The sequence below is a fragment of the Mycobacterium sp. IDUB_1 genome (genome assembly GCF_055419625.1).
Window position 1 is genome coordinate 173,402 of sequence record NZ_JBVAYA010000007.1, and the last position, 19,232, is coordinate 192,633.

Genomic DNA, 19,232 nt, shown 5'->3' on the forward strand with positions numbered 1-19,232 from the left:
CCATGCCACAGTACCCAGCCCCGCACCCGGCCCGTGCCCGCCCGCGAGCGTCACCCCGCCTGAAGGGTCAGCGGCGCACCGGGATCCTTGGACAGCGGCACGTTCTCCCGCTGCAGCAGCCACGACGCGATGTTGTGGAACAGCGGCGCGGCCGAGGAACCGGGTGAACCGTCGGCCGCCCGGTGCGGCGCGTCCATCATCACGCCCACCACGTAGCGGGGGTCATCAGCAGGCGCCATGCCCGCGAACGTGATCCAGTAGACGTCGTCGTAGTAGCAGCCGCAGGCGGGGTTGATCTGCTGCGCGGTACCCGTCTTGCCGGCGATCTGGTAGCCCTCGACGGCCGCCGCGGGGCCGGTGCCCTGCTGGATGCCCATCGGGTCGCGCTGCACCACCGCCCGGAACATGTCGCGCACTGTGCGCGCGGTCTCCGGCGACACCACCCGGATACCTTCCGGTCGGGGTTCGTCGGTGCGGGTGCCGTCGGCGGCGATCGTCGCCTTGAGGATCCGGGGCGGGATGCGCACACCGTCGTTGGCGATGGCCTGGTAGATGCCCGACATCTGCAACAGGGTCATCGAGAGACCCTGTCCGATCGGCAGATTGGAGAACGTGCTGCCTGACCACTGGTCGATGGGCGGAACCAGACCCGCGCTCTCGCCCGGCAAGCCGACGCCGGTGCGCTGACCGAGCCCGAACTTGCGCAGCATCTCGGCATACTTCTGCGGCCCCACGCGCTGGGCCAGCATCAACGTGCCGACGTTCGACGACTTCCCGAACACGCCGGTGGTGGTGTACGGCATCACTCCGTGGTTCCACGCGTCGCGGACCGTGACGCCGCCCATGTCGATCGAACCGGGCACCTGCAGCACCTCGTCCGGCGTGGACAGGTGGTTCTCGATGACCGACGCCGCGGTGATGATCTTGTTGACCGAGCCCGGCTCGAACGGCGAGGAGACCGACAGGTTGCCCAGTTCCCGGGTGGACTGCTTGCTGATGTCCTGGGAGGGGTTGAACGTATTGTCGTTCGACATCGCCAGCACCTCACCGGTTTTGGCATCGAGCACGACGGCGGAGACGTTCTTGGCCCCGGAGGCCTCCTTGGCCATCTGGACCTGCTGCTGGACGTAGAACTGGATGTCGTCGTCCAGCGTCAGCATCACCGTCGACCCGTTCACCGCATCGTGGCGGTTGCGCAGGCTGCCCGGGATCATCACGCCGTCGGAGCCGCGGTCGTAGGTGACCGAGCCGTCGGTACCCGCGAGGACGGAGTCCATCGAGTCCTCGAGGCCGAGAAGGCCGTGACCGTCCCAGTCGATGCCGCCGACGATGTTGGCCGCCAGCGATCCGCCCGGATACTGCCGCAGATCCTGCCGTTCGGCGCCGACCTCCGGGAAGTCGGTGGTGATCGCGTCGGCGATCGCGGGGTCGACGGCACGGGCCAGGTAGACGAACGTCTCGTTGCTGCGCAGCTTCTTGAGCACCGTGGCGCTGTCGGGGCTGTTGCCCAGCCGCTTCGCCACGCCATCGGCGATCTCCCGCAAGCGGGCGTCGGGTTTCGGCACCGCTGGTCCACCGTCGCTGCCGCCGTCCTCGCTCTCGGCGGCCTTCGCCTTGGCTGTGGCGTTTTCGTAGGCCTCCTGCAGTTGCTTGCGCACCCGCTGCGGCTGGAACGTCAGCGCGCGGGCCTCCGTGGTGAAGGCCAGCTTGTCGCTGTTGCGGTCCACGATCGAGCCGCGCAGCGCGGCGTCGATGTCGGTGACCTTGAGCTGGCTGGCGGCCTCGGCGCGCAACCCGTCGGCTCGCGGCACCTGAAGGGTGAACAGCTGGGCCGCGGCGAGCACGAGGAGCAGAAAGATCACCGCGTTGCCGGTGCGGTGCCGGAAGACGAAGGACGCGCTGCGCAGCCCGCTCGCGGCGGTGTGGCTGGGCTGACGCACCCGGCGCGACCGCGCCGAGCGTTCGGCACCGGCCGCGCGCGTCGTTCGGCGCGCGGGCTGCGCCTTGCGACTCATGCCGGCGGGCCCGGCACCGGTGCGGCGGGGTCGACGGGCGGGGCGGGCTGTGCGGGGACGGCCAAATCGACGGGTGCCGGGATCGGGCCCGGCAGCGCACCGGCGACCGCGTGCGGCACCTCGGCGCCGGGAGCGGCAACGGGAAGCGGCGGCACCTGGCCCGGAAGCAACGGCGCCTGGCCGGGCAGCGGCGCAGTGAGGGGCATGATTTGCGACGGTAGCCGGACCGGGACCTCAGATGGCGTTACGACGCGCGGGGCAGGCGGCGCGGGCGGAGCCGGCTCGGGCAGCGGGGCGTTGAGCGGCGGTGGCGGCACACCCTCGGCAGGCTTGGGAGTGCCGACGACGACCCAGTTGCCCGACGCGTCCTGCACCAGATGGGCGGTGTCGCGCGACGGGATCATCCCCAGATTGCGGGCCGCCTCGGCCAGCGCGGGCGCCGCCTGCGCCTGCAGCACATCGCGTTCCAGCGCCTCTTTCTGCTGCAGCAGAGCCTGATTGACCTGGCGCGCATGGCCCAGCTGGTACGACCGCTCGGCGGCGTCGGTGGACAGCCACAGCGTGACGCCCAGACCCAGGCCAAGGCAGCCGATGACGAGGACGACGAACGGAACCCGGGCGACGAGGCGGCGCGGGTTGAGATCGATCGAGGCGAGACGAACGAGGATGCGTTGCCGCAGTGGCGGCCGGACGATCTTGGGAGCCTTGGCCTTCCGCGCTTTCGCACGGGCCTTGGCCTGGCTCGCGGTCTTGGGCCGGGCCGGTGTGTCGGTGAGCCGTGTGATCGGCGTCGTGCGCGGCGCCGGCCGCTGCCGACGCGACTCGCGCTCCGCGGCACGTGCGCGCGGTGACGCGTCGACGGGCGCACGCCCGGCATCGCGGACCGGGCGGCGTCCGGCCTTCTTGGCCGTTCCCGATGCCTTGCCCGCGCCGCGGGAGGACGTACGGGCCTTGTCGGATTGGCTGGGCTTCGGGCCCGCCTTGGCTGTTCTCTGGGTCTTCATGAGTGTTACTGCCCCCCAACTTTCTCCAACGCGCGCAGCCGAACCGGAGCGCTTCTGGGATTGCGGTCGATCTCCTGCTCACTCGCGCGTTCGGCGCCCCGGGTCAGCGCGACGAATTCCGGTCCGTGGCCGGGTAATTCGATCGGCAGACCGGGAGGTGTCCGTGACGCCGTCGCCGCGGCGAACTCGCCCTTGACGATGCGGTCCTCCAGGGACTGGTAGGCCATCACGGCGATGCGTCCGCCGGACCGTAATGCGCGCAACGCTTTCGGGATGGCCAACCGCAGCGCGTCGAGCTCGGCGTTGACCGCGATGCGCAGCGCCTGGAAGGTCCGCTTACCGGGGTGCCCGCCGGTGCGGCGAGCAGGTGCCGGGATCGCCTGGTAGAGCAACTCGACCAATTCGCCGGTCGTCGTGAACGGGGTGACGGCGCGGCGACGCACGACGTGCGCGGCGATGCGCCCGGCGAAGCGCTCCTCGCCGTACTCGCGGAGAATCCGCGCGATCTGCTTCTCCTCGTAGGTGTTGAGGATGTCGGCGGCTGTCAGCGACGCATCGGAGTCCATCCGCATGTCCAGCGGCGCGTCGGTCGAATAGGAGAATCCGCGCTCGCGCTGGTCGAGCTGCATCGAGGACACCCCCAGGTCGAACAGGAACGCGTCGACCTCGGTCAGCGCGAACCCGTCGTAGCGGGTGCGCACCGCGGTGAACCGATCCCCGAACGGGGCGAGCCGCTCGCCGGCGATCCGGAGCGCCTCGGGGTCGCGGTCCAGTCCGACGACATGCAACGCGGGGAAGTCGGTCAGGAATCGTTCGGTGTGCCCTCCGGCACCCAGGGTGGCGTCGACGAGCGTCGCACCGGCGCCGTCGGCGCTGAGCCGGGTCAACGCCGGCGCGAGCAGCTCGACGCAGCGGTCGAGCAGAACCGGAACGTGCGGCTCGTCGGTCATCGCGGCACCCTCAGCGATCGGGGCGGCCCCTGCGGCGAGGTCCCTGTCCGAGAGCACGGACCTGACGTCGGGGAAGTACGTCAGGGCCGGTTCGGGCAGAGGCCGCGCCGCACGGGCCTGCGGGGCCAGGTCAAATAATGTCGCCGAGTGCTTCATCGCTGGCCGCGGAGAAGTTCTCTTCGTGGAGCTCCTGGTAGTCCTGCCATGCCTGGGCGTCCCAGATCTCGAGGAAGTCGATCGAGCCGATGACCACGCACTCCTTGCTGAGGTTCGCGTAGCGGCGATGATCGGCGGACAGCGTGATACGGCCCTGGGCGTCCGGATACTGCTCGTCGGTGCTGGCGGCCAGGTTGCGCAAGTACGCGCGTGCCTGCGGATTGCCCCGCTTGGCCCGGCCGGAGATCTCGGTGACCATCTCCTCGAACTCCGCCCGCGGATAGACAGCCAGGCTGTGATCTTGGCTCTTGGTGACCATCAACCCTCCTGCCAGTGCGTCGCGGAACTTGGCGGGCAACGTCAGTCGCCCCTTGTCGTCGAGCTTGGGCGTGTAGGTGCCGAAGAACATCTCGCCACCTCGCTCAGATCTCGCCCTGGCGGAACCCCGGTCGCTCCGTTGTCCGCCACTTTACCCCACATTCCCCCACTTTGCGCCGAACCGCGGACGACATGTCGCGCGCATCCCCACTCGTGCCAGGTCAGCATGGATGGACGAGAGCCTCAAGCGATACGACGGGCAGCTCGTCTGTGCATGAAAGCGCAGCTCAGCGCACTCGAAACCCAAGCCGAAGGGGCGCGGTGGGGGGTCGTGGGGCAAAAAAGAGGGGCAGCCCTGATGGGCTGCCCCTTGTAAGCGCGGAACGCTATTCGTCGAAACGACGGCGGAAGCGGTCTTCCATCCGACTGGTGAACGAACCGCCACCACCCTTGGCCCGCTTCTGCCGATTCACCGGGCCTGCGTCGGCCGCCGGACGTTCACCGGCGACGCCGACCCGCGGGCCGGTGATGGCGAACACGACACCACCGAACATCACGATGAACCCGATCACCGACAGGATCGGGAAGCTGCCGATCATCGTCGCCTTGAACGCCACACCCGACACCAGCATCGCGAGACCGACCACGAACAGAGCCGCGCCCTGCAGGCGGCGTCGCGTCGACGGCGCCCGCAAGGTCCCGCCACGAACGCTCGACGCGAACTTGGGGTCCTCGGCATAGAGCGCGCTCTCGATCTGATCGAGCATGCGCTGCTCATGATCGGAGAGTGGCATTCGTCCCTCCCTCTTGCCGTGGGGGCGTCTCAGTCGTTCAAACATCAGGGTGTGCCCGCATGGACGGGCACTCAACGTCAATGATACGAGCAGAATCTGAGCCGTACCACCTAGTTCGGTCCCTGATTCTATGACGAGGGACTGTCGACGTACGACGCGCGTCATGGTTCGCTGCGATCCATCCGATAATGGTGACGGCCACCGGGTCCTCGCAGGGAAAGGCAGATACTTGGCGACGCATCTGATCGAGCTGTCGCCCGTCGATATGCAGCGCCGTCTGCGCGACGCCCTGTCCATCTACGTCGACGCCATGCACTACCCCCGCGGCACCGAGGAACAGCGCGCCTCGATGTGGGTAGAGCACACCCGCAGGCACGGCTGGAAGGCGGTCGCCGCAGTCCAGACGAGCGATGATCCCGGCGAAACGGACCTGGCCGACGCCCCCATGGTCGGCGTCGCCTACGGCTACTGCGGCGCACCAGACCAGTGGTGGCAGCAGCAGGTGGTCGCGGGGCTGCGCCGCAGCGGAGCCAGCGCCGCGCACATCGCGACGCTGATGACCAGCTATTTCGAGTTGACCGAGCTGCACATCCTGCCGATGGCCCAGGGCCGTGGGTTGGGTGAGGCGCTGATCCGGCGGCTGCTCGACGACCGCGACGAGGACCACGTCTTGCTATCCACCCCCGAGATCAATGGCGAGGCGAACCGGGCCTGGCGGCTCTACCGCCGGTTGGGCTTCGGCGACGTCATCCGTGGCTACCACTTCTCCGGAGATCCGCGGGCGTTCGCGATCCTCGGCCGCGCTCTGCCGCTGTAGGGCACCTCCCCGTGGTCGTCTGGCACGATGACCGGGTGCGCAACCGCCGCCGGACCTCCAGGCGTGTCCTTTCCATGGTGCTCGTGCTACTGGTGCTGGCCCCCTCGCTGATCGGGTGCGTCCGGGTACGCACGTCGCTGACCGTCTCCCCCGACGACCGGGTGTCCGGTCAGATCGTCGCCGCCGCAAAACCGCGCGACGACAGCGACAGAGGTCCGCAACTGCTCAACAACCTGCCGTTCGCGCAGAAAGTCGCGGTGTCGGACTACGACCGCGACGACTACGTGGGCTCCGAGGCCGTCTTCTCCGACCTGACCTTCGCCGAGCTCCCGCAGCTGGCCGGGATGAACCGCGACGCCGCCGGCGTCGACATCTCGCTGCGTCGGGCCGGAGACCTCGTCATCCTCGAGGGCCGAGCGGACCTGACCTCGCTCAGTGACCCCGAGGCCGACGTGTCGCTGTCCGTGTCGTTCCCCGGCGAGGTCACCTCCACCAACGGCGACCAGGTGTCGTCGGAGGTGGTCGAGTGGAAACTGCGGCCCGGCGTCGTCAGCACCATGAACGCCCAGGCCCGCTACACCGATCCCAGTGCGCGCTCGTTCACCGGTGCCGCCATCTGGCTCGGCGTCGCCTCGGTGATCGTCGCCGGCATCATCGGCGCACTCGCCTACAACAGCCGGGACCGCTCGCCGAAGCCCGGGCAACCCGAAGAACAGCCCCGCTAGACGCTGCGGCGACCACCGACCGGTCGCAGGCTCTACGCTGAGCACTGCAGACGATCGCAAGAAAGGGGCGCCCGCTGAGCGTGGATGCTAATGCCACTACGGCACCGTCGGCCGTCGAGCTGGCCGCGGCCGTCACCGAACAGCTTCGCGGCTACCTGCAGGAACGGCGCCGCGATGCGGCCTACATCGGTGCCGACTACGCAGTACTGACCGAAGCCCTCGAAGAATTTGTGTTGCGCGGCGGCAAGCGGCTGCGCCCCGCGTTCGCCTACTGGGGGTGGCGCGCCGTTGCAGGCACCGAGCCCGATGCCGCGGTTCTGCGCCTCTTCTCGGCGCTGGAACTGCTCCACGCGTGCGCCCTGGTGCACGACGACGTGATCGATGCGTCGGCGACCCGGCGTGGCCTGCCGACCGTGCACCGCATCTTCACCGACCGGCACCGCGACCAGCGCTGGCACGGCTCCCCCGAGCAGTTCGGGCTGTCGGCAGCCATCCTGCTCGGCGACCTGTCTCTGGTGTGGGCTGACGACATCGTCGCCACCGCGCCCATCGGAGCCGACGCGCAGCGGCGAGTCCATCGGGTGTGGGCGGCGATCAGGACCGAGGTGCTCGGCGGGCAGTACCTCGACATCGTCAACGAGGCCAGCGGCGCCGACACGGTGGCCGCGGCCCTGACCGTCAACACCTACAAGACGGCCTCCTACACCATCTCCCGTCCGCTGCAGCTCGGCGCCGCAGCGGCCGCGGACCGCCCCGAGATCCAGGACGCCTTCCACGAGGTGGGCACCGGTCTCGGCATCGCGTTCCAGCTGCGCGACGACGTGCTCGGCGTGTTCGGCGATCCGGCGATCACCGGGAAACCGTCCGGGGACGACCTGCGCTCCGGCAAGCGCACCGTCCTGTTGGCCGAGGCCATCGCGCTGGCCGAGGAGCGGGACCCGGTCGCGGCCAAACTGTTACGCACCTCCATCGGCACCGATCTGTCCGACGACGCGGTCACCGAGCTGCGCGCGCTGATCGAATCCGTCGGGGCGCTGGCCGCCGTCGAGAACCGCATCGAGACCATGACCGCGACGGCGATCGGCATCCTCGACTCCGCGCCCATCGACGCGCAGGCCCGAGCGGGGCTGACCGAGCTCGCCAGATTGGCCGCGAACCGCACCGCGTAGGCATGACGACACCCGCGCTCTCCCCCGCACCGCCGCTACCGCGGTTCCGCGCCTTCGCGGCGTCGCAACAGGCCAAGCCCGCCTGGATCGGAGCACTCGGGGCACTGTTGGTCACCGCCGGTGGGCTCGGCGCCGGCAGCACCCGGCTGCACGATCCGGTGCTCGAGTCGATGCACCTGTCCTGGCTCAGATTCGGGCACGGCCTGGTGCTCTCGTCGCTGCTGCTGTGGAGCGGCGTGGTGCTGATGCTCCTGGCCTGGCTGTGGCTGGGCCGCGACGTGATCGCCCGTACCGCAACGCACTACACGATGGTGGTCACCACCGGCTTTTGGCTGGCCCCTCTGCTGCTGAGCGTGCCGCTGTTCAGCCGCGACACCTACTCCTACCTCGCCCAGGGCGCGCTGCTGCGCGACGGGTTCGACCCCTACCTCGTCGGCCCGATCGCAAACGCGAACTCGTTGCTGGACAACGTCAGTCCGATCTGGACGACGACGACGGCGCCGTACGGGCCCGCCTTCATCCTGATCGCCAAGTTCGTGACCCTGCTGGTCGGCAACGACGTCGTCGCCGGCACCATGCTGCTGCGGCTGTGCATGCTGCCCGGTCTGGCCCTGCTGATCTGGGCGGTCCCGCGGGTGGCCCGCCACGTCGGCGCGAACACGGCAGCGGCGCTGTGGATCTGCGTGCTCAACCCGCTGGTGATCATCCAGTTGATGGGCGGCGTGCACAACGAGATGCTCATGGTCGGCCTGATGATGGCCGGGATCGCGCTGTGCTTCGGCGGACGGTGCGTGGCAGGCGTGACGCTCATCGGGGTGGCCGTCGCAGTGAAAGCCACCGCGGGCCTGGCCCTTCCGTTCATGGTGTGGGTGTGGGCGCGCGCCCTGCAGCAGCGGCGCGGATTCTCGGCCGTCAAGGCGTTCCTGGTCGCCACCGCCTCCTGTGTCGTGGTGTTCGCGGCCGTGTTCGCCGTGCTCTCCCTGGCCGCCGGCGTGGGTCTGGGCTGGCTGACCGCGCTGGCAGGCTCGGTGAAGATCATCAACTGGCTGACCGTCCCCACGGCCATCGCGAACTTCGCCAACGCCGTGATCGGCCTTGTGATCCCCGTCAACTTCTATGCGGTGCTGGACATCCTGCGCATCATCGGCATCGGGATCATCGCCGTCTCGGCGCCCCTGCTGTGGTGGCGCTACCGGCGCACCGACCGCGACAACCTGATGGGCATCGCCACGCTGATGGTGATCGTGGTGCTGTTCGTCCCGGCGGCGCTGCCCTGGTACTACACCTGGCCGCTCGCGGTGATGGCCGCCCTGGCCCAGTCGCCGCGGGCGATCGCCCTGATCGCCGGCTTCTCGACGTGGATCACGGTGATCTGGCGGCCCGACGGGGCCCACGGCATGTACTCGTGGTTCCACGTCGCGCTCTCGACCGCGTGTGCGGTGGGCGCGTGGTACTGGCTGCACCGAGCGGCCGCAGGGCTCAGTACGCCATCGCCTGCGCCCGGCGAACCACCTCTCGAGCCTGATGCGAATGCAGCGCGTCCACCGGGCGCGCATTAGGCAGCCCCTCGGACGCCCCGTCACGCCGGATCGTCAGTGACGGATCCGGGGTGAACAGCCACCGCACGATCTCGGTCGCGTGATACCCGCCGTCGTGCAGCACGGAGAGCAACCCCGGCAGCAGCTTGACCACATTGCCCTTGTCGTCGAAGAACGCCGTCGGGATCACCACCTCACGCCCGCGGCGCACGGCGACCAGGTGACGCTCCCGCAGGTGCTGGTGCACCTTGCTCACCGGAACCTTCAACAGCCGCGCGACAGTGGGCACGTCGTAGACGTCCTCGTCGGGTGACAACACATCCTCGGCAGTCGGAATGCTGCTCATCGCACAGAGTCTAGGCCCACGACGGCACCTGATGATGCCGCTTGGCGGGTCGGCGGCGACGCGGCTCGTACCATGAGTCCGATGGAAACCTTCCAGCCGACCGGCGGGCTGACCGGGGCAGTGCTGGACGGCCGCTACCGGGTCGGCGCACTGATCGCCACCGGCGGCATGTCCGCGGTGTACCGCGGGGTCGATCTGCGGCTGGACCGCCCGGTCGCGTTGAAGGTCATGGACAGCCGCTACGCCGGCGACGAGCACTTCCTCACCCGGTTCCAGCGCGAGGCCCGTGCGGTGGCACGGCTGAAGGACCCCGGCCTGGTCGCGGTGTACGACCAGGGTGGCGGCACCCCGGGTGGTGAACCCCCCTACCTGGCGATGGAACTCGTCGAAGGCGGCACGCTGCGCGAACTGCTGCGAGAGCGCGGCCCGATGCCGCCGCATGCCGTCGCGGCGGTGCTGCGGCCGGTGCTGTCCGGCCTGGCCGCGGCCCACCGCGCCGGACTCGTGCATCGCGACGTCAAACCCGAGAACGTGCTCATCAGCGACGACGGCGAGGTCAAGATCGCCGACTTCGGCCTGGTGCGGGCACTGGCCGAGGCGAAGATCACCGCGACCAGCGTGATCCTGGGCACCGCCGCGTATCTCGCGCCCGAACAGGTGTCCGCCGGCGACACCGACGCCCGCGGCGACGTGTACGCCGCCGGCGTGCTCGTCTACGAATTGCTCACCGGCAGTACACCGTTCACCGGCGACAATCCGCTCGCGGTGGCCTACCAGCGGCTGGACCACGACGTACCCCCGCCGAGCAGCCGAATCGCCGGTGTGCCACGGCAATTCGATGAGCTCGTCACGTGCGCGACGTCTCGGGACCCGGCGGGCCGCTTCGCCGACGCTGCCGAGATGGCCGAGGAACTCGACGTCATCGCGACCGAACTGGGACTACCCCGATTCACGGTGCCCGCCCCGCGCAACTCCGCGATGCACCAGTCGGCGTCCGTCGTCGACGCACCGACGACGAACCTCGCAGGCCCGCGGCACACCCGGGTGATGGAACGCGACGATTCGATCGAACCCGACGACGAATCTGCGGACTACGAATCAGAGCTCGACTCGGATTTCGGTGACGAATACCGGCCCCTGACAGGGCGATTCGCCGGGATCGACCTCGAGGAGTTCTACTGGGCCCGCCAGCGCGCGAGGCGGACGCTGCTGTTCTGGGTCATCGCGGTGGTGACACTGGCGGGGCTGGCCGGCGCCGGCGCGTGGACGCTCGGCACCAACCTGCCCAACCTGCTCTAATCCCCTGCGCTAATCCCGGAGCATCTCCGCCCCTGCCTAATCGCGGAGCATCTCCGCCACCAAGAACGCGAGCTCCAGCGACTGCTGCGTGTTCAGTCGCGGATCGCACGCCGTCTCGTACCGGCCCGCGAGGTCCGTATCCGAGATGTCCTGCGCGCCACCGAGACACTCGGTGACGTTCTCGCCCGTGATCTCGACGTGGATGCCGCCCGGGTGGGTGCCCAGCGCGTGGTGCACCTCGAAAAAGCCCTGCACCTCGTCGACGATGCGGTCGAAGTGACGCGTCTTGTAGCCCGTCGAGGACTCGTGGGTGTTGCCGTGCATCGGGTCGCACTGCCAGATCACCTGGTGCCCCGACGCCTGCACCTTCTCGATGATCGCCGGCAGCACATCGCGGACCTTGTGATTGCCCATGCGGCTGACCAGCGTCAACCGGCCCGGCTCGTTGTTGGGGTCCAGCCGCTCGACGTACTCGACGGCGAGCTCGGGTGACGTCGACGGCCCGATCTTGATGCCGATCGGGTTGGCGATCACCTCGGCGAGCGCGACATGGGCACCGTCGAGCTGGCGCGTGCGCTCCCCGATCCACAGGTAGTGCGCGGACAGGTCGTACAGCTTGGGCCCGGTCGGTGACTCGGTGTCCATCCGCAGCATCGCGCGCTCGTAGTCGAGCACCAGCGCCTCGTGGCTGGCGAAGATCTCGGCCGTGTCGAGGTTGCGGTCGTCGACGCGGCAGGCGCTCATGAACCGCAGACCGCGATCGATCTCCCCGGCCAACGCCTCGTAGCGCGCGCCGGCGGGCGAGGTCCGCACGAACTCGCGGTTCCACTCGTGCACGTGATGCAGCGAGGCCATCCCCGACGACGTCAGCGCGCGGACCAGATTCATCGCGGCGCTGGCATTGGCGTAAGCCCGCACCAGCCGCGACGGATCGTGTTGGCGGACCGCGGCATCGGGGGCGAACCCGTTGACCATGTCGCCGCGGTAGGACTTCAGACCCAACGCGTCAGTGTCCGACGAGCGCGGTTTGGCGTACTGCCCGGCGATGCGGGCCACCTTGACCACCGGCATGCTCGCGCCGTAGGTCAGCACCACCGCCATCTGCAGCAGCGTGCGGATGTTGGCCCGGATGTGCGGTTCGGTGTTGTCGACGAACGTCTCCGCGCAGTCACCGCCCTGCAGCAGGAACGCCTTGCCCCGCGCCACGTCGGCCAGCTGCGCCTTGAGCTTCTCGACCTCCGACGGCACGGTGACCGGCGGCACGCTCTCGAGCACGGTGCGCATCGCGGCGGCCTGCCCGGCGTCCCAGCTCGGCTGCTGCAGTGCTTCGCGGGCCAGCGCCGCGTCCAGGCGCGCGCGGAGATCCTCGGGCAGCGGCGGCAGCGCAGGCAGCTGGTCGATGGGTACGTCGACGGTCCAGTTCACCCGTCCATCGTAACGACGGGTCAAAACCGCTTTTCGTCGGTGATCAGCCGGTAGCGGACCAGGTTGTGCTTCGCGTCGACCAGCGCGTCATGAGCGTCACGCGGCCGGGGCGGCATCCGCGGGCTGCCGGCGTCCTCCCAGTACTGACGCAACTCGCGGGTGAACCGCGGCATCGCCGGCGGCAGATCCGTCATCGGACCCCAGAGCTGGCACAGCACCACATGGTCGTAGGCGCCCACCCAGGCCCACAGCTCGATCGGCTCGTCGCCGTCGACGCCGAAGAAGTCCTCCAGCTCCGAACGGATCTGGCGCCGGGACCGCCACAGCTTCGACGCCGGGGACGGGAGCTTGGGCAGCACGTTCTTGCGTACCCACCGGCCGGCGCGCTCCGGGTCGAACTCGGTGGAAATCGCGTAGTACTCGCGGCCGTCCTCGGCGGCGACGCCGATCGAGATCAGCTCGATCGTGCGCCCGTTGTCGATGAACTCCGTGTCGTAGAAGTACCGCACTACGCGACGTCCCTGCTGGGCGCCGGCGCGGCGTGGATCTCGCGATCGAGCTCCTGGTCGACCTTGGCGTCGTCGGGGAACTTCGGCATGCCTGAGATCGCGTCCTGCAGCCACAGTTTGGCCTGGATGACCGGCCGGCGCAGCCAGCGCTCCCGCTCCAGCGCGCGGTGCATCTTGCGCGGCCTTTTGGTGTACCGCCACCGCGCCCACGGCGCGTGCGGACGCGAGAGCCGGATGGCCCCGACGATCAGCAGCGGGGTGATGAACATGCCGACCAACCCCGTCCACACCTTTCCCTTGAGCAACACGATCACCGCGAGCAGCAGCGTGAGCACCGCCGTGCCGATCACGATCGCACGGGCGGCGACGGACTGGTCGTCACGCCAGATCGTGACGTCGAAGAACGACAGCGGATTGAAGCCGAGGATCAGCAGACCCGCCACCGCGACGGCGACGAACACCGCATCCACCGACGCCCGGCCGTCTTCGGACCAGTACACGTCGGACAGGTGCAGGATCAGCGCGAACTCGTCGAGCACCAGCGCGGAGCCGATCCCGAAGACGATCGACGCGGCCGTGAACTCGGGTACTCCCCCGTCGACAGCCAGCGTGACCATCGCGACCCCGGAGACCATGACCAGGATCACACCGATCACCACGTGGTGGATGTGCAGCCCGCTGCCACCGGAGATGTTGCGCGGCTGCCACCACTTGCGGGGCGCATCGCTGTCGGCGTGGCTACGGATGTACCGCACGATCGTGCGGGTCACGAAGAACGTCAGGATGAACGCGACCAGGCAGCACACCAGCGGCAACCGGGAGTACGGAATGCCGTCGGGGAGCCCGAAGTCGAAGTCCAGCGTCGGGTGCACGTGGAGAACGTACGCCAAAAGTCCCGTCGACCTGCGCGTGTCGCGGCCCGGGGTCGCGCCGGTGCCGCGGTGCGCACCGATAGTCTGGTCGGCGATATGAGGACGTTGCGGGGGGGTTGGGTGCCGGCGCTGGCCTGGCGGCTGTTCTGCCTGCTGGCGGCGATCGCGCTGGTCGGAGTGGGCTGGCGGCTGCTGGGCCATGTCCCCTACCGGATCGACATCGACGTCTACCGCATGGGGGGGCGGGCCTGGCTGGACGGTCAGCCCCTCTACGCCGACGGCGCGATGTTCCACACCCGCGGCGGCATCGACCTGCCCTTCACTTATCCGCCGCTGGCCGCGGTCGTGTTTTCGCCGTTCGCGATGCTGAGTCTGGAGGCGGCAAGCGTCGCGATCACCGTGACGACGCTGATCCTGCTGCTGGTGTCGGCGGTGATCCTGCTGACCCGCCTGGACGTGTGGCCGACGACGCAGATCACCGCTCAGCCGGCCTGGCTGCGCCGGTGCTTTCTCGCCGCGGCGATCGTCGCGCCCGCCGTGGTCTACCTGGAGCCGATCCGTGCGAACTTCGACTTCGGGCAGATCAACGTCGTGTTGATGACGCTGGTGATCGCCGATTGCGTGCCGCGGCGCACACCGTGGCCCCGCGGGATGCTGCTGGGCCTGGCGATCGCGCTGAAGCTCACCCCCGCGGTGTTCCTGCTGTACTTCCTGCTGCGCCGCGACACCCGCGCGCTGCTCGTGACCGTGGCCTCGGCAGTCGGCGCGACACTGCTGGGTTTCGCGTTCGCGTGGCGCGACTCGTGGGAGTACTGGACAGAGACCGTGCGCAACACCGACCGGATCGGCACCGCGACGCTGAACACCAACCAGAACATCGCGGGCGCGCTGGCCCGGCTGGGTCTCGGTGAGGACGTCCGCTTCGTGCTGTGGACAGTGCTGTGCTTCGCGGTGCTGGCGCTGACGGTGTGGGCGGTGCGACGGGCCTTGCGCGCCGAGCAGCCGGTGCTCGCGCTGATGTGCGTGGCGATGTTCGGCCTGGTGGTGTCACCGGTGTCCTGGTCGCACCACTGGGTGTGGACGTTGCCGGCGATGGTGACGACGGCCGTGCTCGCGGTCCGGTTGCGGCATGCCGGCCTGGCGGCGGTGTTCGTGGTGGGGTTGGCGTTGATGGTGTGGACGCCGATCACGCTGCTGCCCGAGCACCGCGAGACCACCGCGTCGCTGTGGCGGCAGCTCGCCGGTTCGTCCTACCTGTGGTGGGCGCTGGCGGCGATCGCCGTCACCGGGACCGTCACGGCCGGGGCGGCCCGCGGCCGGGCGGCGACCTCGGTGCCTGCCGTCGACGCGGTGCAGGCCTAGGCCGCGTCCCCCAACCGCCCAAACCGACGATTGAGCGGGTGAGTACGAGAAGCGCACGCCATTGCGTCGATCTCGGCGCCACCGCGGCGCAGGTAGGCCTCGTACACGCGCGCGATCACCTCGCGGGGCGGGTCCTCGTTGACGACGGTGACCACCTCCCACTCGAGCTCCGTGAGCGTCGGCAGCCGCCGCCTGTCCTTCAGGTACTGGGCGCGTTCGGTCTGGTGCTGGGCACCGTCGTACTCGACAGCCAGTCGCAGGTCACGCCACCCCATGTCCAGCACCGCCGCGAAGCCGTCGGTTGAGACGGCGATCTGCGTCTCGGGCATGCGAAAACCGTTGTCGATGAGCAGGAGACGCAATCTGCTCTCCCGAAGCGACTCCGCACCCGCGTCGACCAGTGGCAACAGCTCCCGCAGCTGGCGAACTCCTCGCACCGGACCGTAACGGGCGATGAGGCGCTGCACGTCAGCGTGGGTGAAGGGGGCCGCGCGCATCAACGCGTCGAGCCTGCCCAGAGCAAGTGCGCGGGGCTGGTGACGGCCGAGGTCGAACGCCGTCCGCGCCGCGGTGGTGACGGGCAGACCCGCCACCGCCGTGATCTCGTCGGGACGGTATCGGTCCATCCGGATCACCAGGCCGGGTTGTCGACGGCGTTCGGACACCAGCAGCTCGATCGGCTCGCGCGCGTCGATCCACTGGGCCCCGTGCAGCGCTGAGGCGGCGACGCCGGCGATGACGCCGCGCCGGTCGGACGTCAACCAGGCACCGAGAATCCGGTCGTCCAGCGTGGGCACGGCATTCTTGGGCATGTAGACCCCGCGGAACATCTGCGTGTACCAGCGACGCAGATCGTGGCGGGGAACGCCGTCACCCAGTGCGTCGCGGCCGAGAAAGACCTCTGTCATGACGGCATCGTGGCCGCGAGGTCCGACACGGCGCGCCCGCCGGCGTCGAGATCGACGAAATGGCGGGAATCACTCGCACTTTCCCGCCCAAACGTCGGTTTGGGCGGAGGGGGCGCTGACGGTCAGCCCGCGGCGGCTTCCGGGAAGCGGGTCGGCGGCTTGGTGGCCGCCTCACCTTTTCCCTCTTTGATGTCGGCCGCGTAGAGGTCGACGTACTCCTGGCCGGACAACTGCATCAGTTCGTACATGACCTCGTCGATGACCGCACGCTCGATGAAGCGGTTTCCAGCAAGGCCCTCGAAGCGGGAGAAGTCCATCGGGGCGCCGAACCGCACCGTGACCCGACCGAAGCGCCACATCTTGCTGCCCGGCGGATTGACGACGTCGGTGCCGATCATCGCGACCGGGATCACGGGCACCTGTGTCTCGAGCGCGAGCCGGGCCAGACCCGTCTTGCCCTTGTAGAGACGGCCGTCCGGCGAGCGCGTGCCCTCCGGGTACATGCCCAGCAGTTTGCCCTCCCCGAGGATCCGCTGTGCGGTCGTGAGCGCGCTCTGCGCACTGTCGGCGTCGGTGCGATCGATCGGCACCTGCCCGGCCGCGGTGTAAAACCAGCGGGTTAACCACCCTTTGAGCCCGGTTCCGGTGAAGTACTCGGCCTTGGCCAGGAACGTGATACGCCTGCTCACCACCAGCGGGAGATAGAAACTGTCCGCCACTGCCAGATGGTTACTGGCGAGGATCACCGCGCCGTTGGCCGGAACATGCTCCAAGCCTTCGACTTTGGGTCGGCCGAGCATGGTCAGCAGCGGTCCCATGAAGACGAACTTGAACAGCCAGTACCACATGGACCCTCCAGTTCACCCGACCGCGACGCTCTGTGCCAACTTTACCCACGCCGTGTGCCGGCGACCACAGCTGAGGCCTACTCCTCGACCGTGACCGGGATGTGCTGGTACCGGCCGGGCGGTGGTGGCCCCTCCGGAGCACCGTCCGGTGGCAGCGTCGACTCGGGTGGCGCGGCAGGCGCAGCTGCCCCCGCGGCCTGATCGTTGACGATCGCACGGACCACCGTCAGCAGCGAGACGCTGTGCTCGGCGACCACCGAGAGCAGCGGATGCTGCTCCCCGGAGACCAGCGCCGCGAGCGCGCAGACCGGGCACCACACCTGCTGGCAGCGGCCGGGGCTGTCCGGCGCGCTGGCCGCACGCGCCGCGGCCAGCCGAATCGCCGGCTCTACGCGATCGAGGATCGACTGGGCCAGCGCCCGCAATTCCGGGCCCGGATCAGGGTGAGCGCCGCTCATGCTGGCCACACCTCCGGATTGGGTCGAAAACGGACTGTCAGCTCGGTGCCGCGGAGCTGGGCGTCGACGACGATGCATCGTCGCAGCACAGAGGCCAGTCGCACGCGGCGGCGCATCCCGCCGACGCCGATGATCAGGTCTTCGTCGACCCTACCCAACGACAGCGACGACGAGTCGACCTGAGGCAGATCCACCCGCAGTCGGTACACCGCCTCCACACCGCTTCCCGACTCGCGGTCGACGATCGGGCGCAACGGGCCCGGCGGCGGCGAGCCGTCGCGCCGGCGGGCGTTGTCGAGCAACTCGCCGAGCGCCTTGGGTCCGATCGGTTCACCGGCAAGATGCGGCACCAGAACCAGCGCGACGTCCCCGATCACCCGATCCAAGTCGTCGAGCACCGCCCGCTGCTCCCCGATGCGTTCGGAATACCAGTCGAACGCGGGATGCTCGGGCAGGTTGCGGTATTCGAACGAATCGTCTTGCACCAGAACCTGATTGACGATCAGCTCGGCGACCTGCACTCCCATCAGCGCCAGCGAACCCAGCGTGCGGGCCGCCTCGGCGGCCACCACCCGTTCCGGCGTCATCACGAGATGGGCACTGACACGCGCCGAATCGGTCAGCATCGTGGCGAGCCGGTCGGTGCCGCCCCCGATGCGCTCCAGCAGCTGCACCACCGCCACCGACCGCGGATCGTCGAAGGTAGACAGCCGGCGATGCCGGGGCCACGCCCGCTCCAGGTACAGCCCGAACGTGGCGGGCAGGGTGAGCATGCGCATCGCATCGGCGGTCGAGGCGCAGTCGACGACGACCAGATCCCAGCTGCCCGAGTCGGCCAGCTCCGCCACTTCGTGCAGGCCGAGCACCTCCTGCACCCCGGGTAGAGCCGAAAGTTCTTCTGGCGCAAGGTCACTGATGTCTGATTCCGGGAAACGCCCGGCGAGCAGCACCGACGTATCGCGCCAATGCGCCGCCAGCAGGGCCAACGTGTCCAGCGCCAGCGCGTCCAGCGACCCTCCGCCGCCGTCGGCAGTGTCGAGCTCGGCCAGCACGCGGGTCGGAGTCCGCTCGCCCGTCGGCGTGATCGTCACCCCGAGCACGTCACCGGTGGAGTGCGCCTGGTCTGTCGACACGATCAGCACGCGCAGCCCGGAGCGCGCCGCGCGCACAGCTGTCGCAGTCGCCAGCGTCGACTTCCCCACGCCACCCTTGCCGACGAACAGGCTGATCTTCGTCGTCCCGGACGACCGGGTGGCGTCCGTGCCCTCAGTCAGCCTCGACTCGTTTCTTCAGATCTTTCAACGCGGTGTCCGTCAGCCTGCGTTCGGCCTTGCGCTTGAGCAGACCGATCATCGGGATCATCAGATCGACGGACAGCTCATAGGTGACGTCGGTCCCGGATCCCTTCGGCGCCAACCGGTATGCCCCTTCGAGCGATTTGAGCAACGTGCTCGACACCAGCGACCACGTCACCGACCCATGATCGGCCGGCCACGTGTAGGCCAGCACCATGGCGTCCTTGAGCACCGCGGCGTCGAGCACCAACCGGGCCACCAGCGGATAACCCTCGTCGTCGGCCTCGAGGATCTCGGCCTCTTTGTACTCGGCCACCCAATCGGGATAGGAACCGATGTCGGCGATGACGTCCATCACCGTCGAGGGGTCGGCGTCGATGTATATCGTCTGTGCCGTCTTGTCCGCCACTGAAGTCTTCTCCAG

The 19,232-nt window shown here is 69.0% G+C and carries 20 protein-coding genes; 6 read left to right on the plus strand and 14 right to left on the minus strand.

All coding sequences use genetic code 11. The features are described 5' to 3' along the window. Positions 1-50 precede the first annotated feature (50 nt). The 5 genes from ACZYYX_RS28640 to ACZYYX_RS28660 all read right to left on the minus strand — a co-directional run bounded on the left by ACZYYX_RS28640 (position 51) and on the right by ACZYYX_RS28660 (position 5,237). Complete coding sequence (locus tag ACZYYX_RS28640; protein ID WP_463818209.1) at positions 51-2,015, minus strand: peptidoglycan D,D-transpeptidase FtsI family protein; 1,965 nt, start codon at positions 2,013-2,015, stop codon at positions 51-53. Next, the gene (ftsL, locus tag ACZYYX_RS28645) at positions 2,012-3,019 is read right to left on the minus strand and encodes a cell division protein FtsL (protein ID WP_463818210.1); all 1,008 of its coding nucleotides are present in this window, start codon (positions 3,017-3,019) and stop codon (positions 2,012-2,014) included. Before ftsL ends, ACZYYX_RS28640 begins: the two co-directional genes overlap by 4 nt. 5 nt (positions 3,020-3,024) lie before the next feature. Further along, positions 3,025-4,125: a 16S rRNA (cytosine(1402)-N(4))-methyltransferase RsmH gene (rsmH, locus tag ACZYYX_RS28650; RefSeq protein ID WP_463818211.1), complete on the minus strand. Its 1,101-nt coding sequence runs from the start codon at positions 4,123-4,125 to the stop codon at positions 3,025-3,027. Continuing rightward, complete coding sequence (locus ACZYYX_RS28655; RefSeq protein WP_463818212.1) at positions 4,100-4,534, minus strand: division/cell wall cluster transcriptional repressor MraZ; 435 nt, start codon at positions 4,532-4,534, stop codon at positions 4,100-4,102. The genes rsmH and ACZYYX_RS28655 overlap by 26 nt, the downstream gene beginning before the upstream one ends. A gap of 295 nt (positions 4,535-4,829) precedes the next feature. Beyond that, a complete protein-coding gene (locus ACZYYX_RS28660) occupies positions 4,830-5,237 on the minus strand; it encodes a DUF3040 domain-containing protein (protein ID WP_463818213.1) in 408 nt (135 codons plus the stop codon). Between the two features lie 229 nt (positions 5,238-5,466). Here ACZYYX_RS28660 and ACZYYX_RS28665 point away from each other — a divergent pair, with 229 nt between their 5' ends. From ACZYYX_RS28665 to ACZYYX_RS28680, 4 genes are all read left to right on the plus strand, one after another. After that, positions 5,467-6,054 (plus strand): GNAT family N-acetyltransferase, encoded by a 588-nt coding sequence (locus ACZYYX_RS28665; protein ID WP_463818214.1) that lies wholly within the window; start codon positions 5,467-5,469, stop codon positions 6,052-6,054. A gap of 74 nt (positions 6,055-6,128) precedes the next feature. Next, the gene (locus tag ACZYYX_RS28670; RefSeq protein ID WP_463818215.1) at positions 6,129-6,779 is read left to right on the plus strand and encodes an LppM family (lipo)protein; all 651 of its coding nucleotides are present in this window, start codon (positions 6,129-6,131) and stop codon (positions 6,777-6,779) included. Between the two features lie 80 nt (positions 6,780-6,859). Next, positions 6,860-7,948 carry a bifunctional (2E,6E)-farnesyl/geranyl diphosphate synthase gene (gene idsA2, locus ACZYYX_RS28675; protein WP_463818216.1) on the plus strand — a complete coding sequence of 363 codons (1,089 nt, stop codon included), beginning with the start codon at positions 6,860-6,862 and terminating at the stop codon, positions 7,946-7,948. Positions 7,949-7,950: 2 nt separating this feature from the next. Continuing rightward, on the plus strand, positions 7,951-9,507 hold the full coding sequence (locus ACZYYX_RS28680; RefSeq protein ID WP_463818217.1) for an alpha-(1->6)-mannopyranosyltransferase A: 1,557 nt from the start codon (positions 7,951-7,953) through the stop codon (positions 9,505-9,507). On the opposite strand, the gene ACZYYX_RS28685 is transcribed toward ACZYYX_RS28680, so the two are convergent. Then, positions 9,428-9,832: an Rv2175c family DNA-binding protein gene (locus ACZYYX_RS28685; RefSeq protein WP_463818218.1), complete on the minus strand. Its 405-nt coding sequence runs from the start codon at positions 9,830-9,832 to the stop codon at positions 9,428-9,430. The two genes, ACZYYX_RS28680 and ACZYYX_RS28685, sit on opposite strands and share 80 nt — an antisense overlap. A 72-nt stretch (positions 9,833-9,904) precedes the next feature. Here ACZYYX_RS28685 and ACZYYX_RS28690 point away from each other — a divergent pair, with 72 nt between their 5' ends. Then, a complete protein-coding gene (locus tag ACZYYX_RS28690) occupies positions 9,905-11,131 on the plus strand; it encodes a protein kinase domain-containing protein (RefSeq protein WP_463818219.1) in 1,227 nt (408 codons plus the stop codon). Positions 11,132-11,167: 36 nt separating this feature from the next. Here ACZYYX_RS28690 and ACZYYX_RS28695 read toward each other — a convergent pair whose 3' ends face one another. From ACZYYX_RS28695 to ACZYYX_RS28705, 3 genes are read right to left on the minus strand one after another with little or no spacing between them, the layout of a single operon-like run. After that, complete coding sequence (locus ACZYYX_RS28695) at positions 11,168-12,556, minus strand: class II 3-deoxy-7-phosphoheptulonate synthase (protein ID WP_463818220.1); 1,389 nt, start codon at positions 12,554-12,556, stop codon at positions 11,168-11,170. A gap of 20 nt (positions 12,557-12,576) precedes the next feature. Continuing rightward, complete coding sequence (locus ACZYYX_RS28700; RefSeq protein ID WP_335330574.1) at positions 12,577-13,065, minus strand: polyadenylate-specific 3'-exoribonuclease AS; 489 nt, start codon at positions 13,063-13,065, stop codon at positions 12,577-12,579. After that, the gene (locus ACZYYX_RS28705; protein WP_463818221.1) at positions 13,065-13,937 is read right to left on the minus strand and encodes a hypothetical protein; all 873 of its coding nucleotides are present in this window, start codon (positions 13,935-13,937) and stop codon (positions 13,065-13,067) included. Before ACZYYX_RS28705 ends, ACZYYX_RS28700 begins: the two co-directional genes overlap by 1 nt. A 96-nt stretch (positions 13,938-14,033) precedes the next feature. On the opposite strand from ACZYYX_RS28705, the gene ACZYYX_RS28710 reads away from it, so the two are divergent. Further along, a complete protein-coding gene (locus ACZYYX_RS28710) occupies positions 14,034-15,299 on the plus strand; it encodes a glycosyltransferase 87 family protein (RefSeq protein WP_463818222.1) in 1,266 nt (421 codons plus the stop codon). On the opposite strand, the gene ACZYYX_RS28715 is transcribed toward ACZYYX_RS28710, so the two are convergent. The 5 genes from ACZYYX_RS28715 to ACZYYX_RS28735 all read right to left on the minus strand — a co-directional run bounded on the left by ACZYYX_RS28715 (position 15,296) and on the right by ACZYYX_RS28735 (position 19,217). After that, positions 15,296-16,207: a hypothetical protein gene (locus ACZYYX_RS28715; RefSeq protein ID WP_463818223.1), complete on the minus strand. Its 912-nt coding sequence runs from the start codon at positions 16,205-16,207 to the stop codon at positions 15,296-15,298. The two genes, ACZYYX_RS28710 and ACZYYX_RS28715, sit on opposite strands and share 4 nt — an antisense overlap. 122 nt (positions 16,208-16,329) lie before the next feature. Beyond that, the gene (locus tag ACZYYX_RS28720; protein ID WP_463818224.1) at positions 16,330-17,055 is read right to left on the minus strand and encodes a lysophospholipid acyltransferase family protein; all 726 of its coding nucleotides are present in this window, start codon (positions 17,053-17,055) and stop codon (positions 16,330-16,332) included. A gap of 77 nt (positions 17,056-17,132) precedes the next feature. Continuing rightward, positions 17,133-17,513 (minus strand): hypothetical protein, encoded by a 381-nt coding sequence (locus ACZYYX_RS28725; RefSeq protein ID WP_463818225.1) that lies wholly within the window; start codon positions 17,511-17,513, stop codon positions 17,133-17,135. Further along, the gene (locus ACZYYX_RS28730) at positions 17,510-18,787 is read right to left on the minus strand and encodes an ArsA family ATPase (RefSeq protein ID WP_463818288.1); all 1,278 of its coding nucleotides are present in this window, start codon (positions 18,785-18,787) and stop codon (positions 17,510-17,512) included. Before ACZYYX_RS28730 ends, ACZYYX_RS28725 begins: the two co-directional genes overlap by 4 nt. Further along, positions 18,780-19,217 carry an SRPBCC family protein gene (locus ACZYYX_RS28735; protein ID WP_463818226.1) on the minus strand — a complete coding sequence of 146 codons (438 nt, stop codon included), beginning with the start codon at positions 19,215-19,217 and terminating at the stop codon, positions 18,780-18,782. Before ACZYYX_RS28735 ends, ACZYYX_RS28730 begins: the two co-directional genes overlap by 8 nt. Between the last annotated feature and the right edge of the window lie 15 nt (positions 19,218-19,232).

Bases quoted from the DNA above. Each gene is read 5' to 3' on its own strand.
- ACZYYX_RS28720 (WP_463818224.1), bottom strand. From the start codon at position 17,055: ATGTGGTACTGGCTGTTCAAGTTCGTCTTCATGGGACCGCTGCTGACC.
- ACZYYX_RS28670 (WP_463818215.1), top strand. From the start codon at position 6,129: ATGGTGCTCGTGCTACTGGTGCTGGCCCCCTCGCTGATCGGGTGCGTC.
- ACZYYX_RS28685 (WP_463818218.1), bottom strand. From the start codon at position 9,832: ATGAGCAGCATTCCGACTGCCGAGGATGTGTTGTCACCCGACGAGGAC.
- rsmH (WP_463818211.1), bottom strand. From the start codon at position 4,125: ATGAAGCACTCGGCGACATTATTTGACCTGGCCCCGCAGGCCCGTGCG.
- ACZYYX_RS28690 (WP_463818219.1), top strand. From the start codon at position 9,905: ATGAGTCCGATGGAAACCTTCCAGCCGACCGGCGGGCTGACCGGGGCA.
- ACZYYX_RS28710 (WP_463818222.1), top strand. From the start codon at position 14,034: ATGAGGACGTTGCGGGGGGGTTGGGTGCCGGCGCTGGCCTGGCGGCTG.
- ACZYYX_RS28660 (WP_463818213.1), bottom strand. From the start codon at position 5,237: ATGCCACTCTCCGATCATGAGCAGCGCATGCTCGATCAGATCGAGAGC.
- ACZYYX_RS28655 (WP_463818212.1), bottom strand. From the start codon at position 4,534: ATGTTCTTCGGCACCTACACGCCCAAGCTCGACGACAAGGGGCGACTG.
- ACZYYX_RS28725 (WP_463818225.1), bottom strand. From the start codon at position 17,513: ATGAGCGGCGCTCACCCTGATCCGGGCCCGGAATTGCGGGCGCTGGCC.
- ACZYYX_RS28680 (WP_463818217.1), top strand. From the start codon at position 7,951: ATGACGACACCCGCGCTCTCCCCCGCACCGCCGCTACCGCGGTTCCGC.
- ftsL (WP_463818210.1), bottom strand. From the start codon at position 3,019: ATGAAGACCCAGAGAACAGCCAAGGCGGGCCCGAAGCCCAGCCAATCC.
- ACZYYX_RS28640 (WP_463818209.1), bottom strand. From the start codon at position 2,015: ATGAGTCGCAAGGCGCAGCCCGCGCGCCGAACGACGCGCGCGGCCGGT.
- ACZYYX_RS28715 (WP_463818223.1), bottom strand. From the start codon at position 16,207: ATGACAGAGGTCTTTCTCGGCCGCGACGCACTGGGTGACGGCGTTCCC.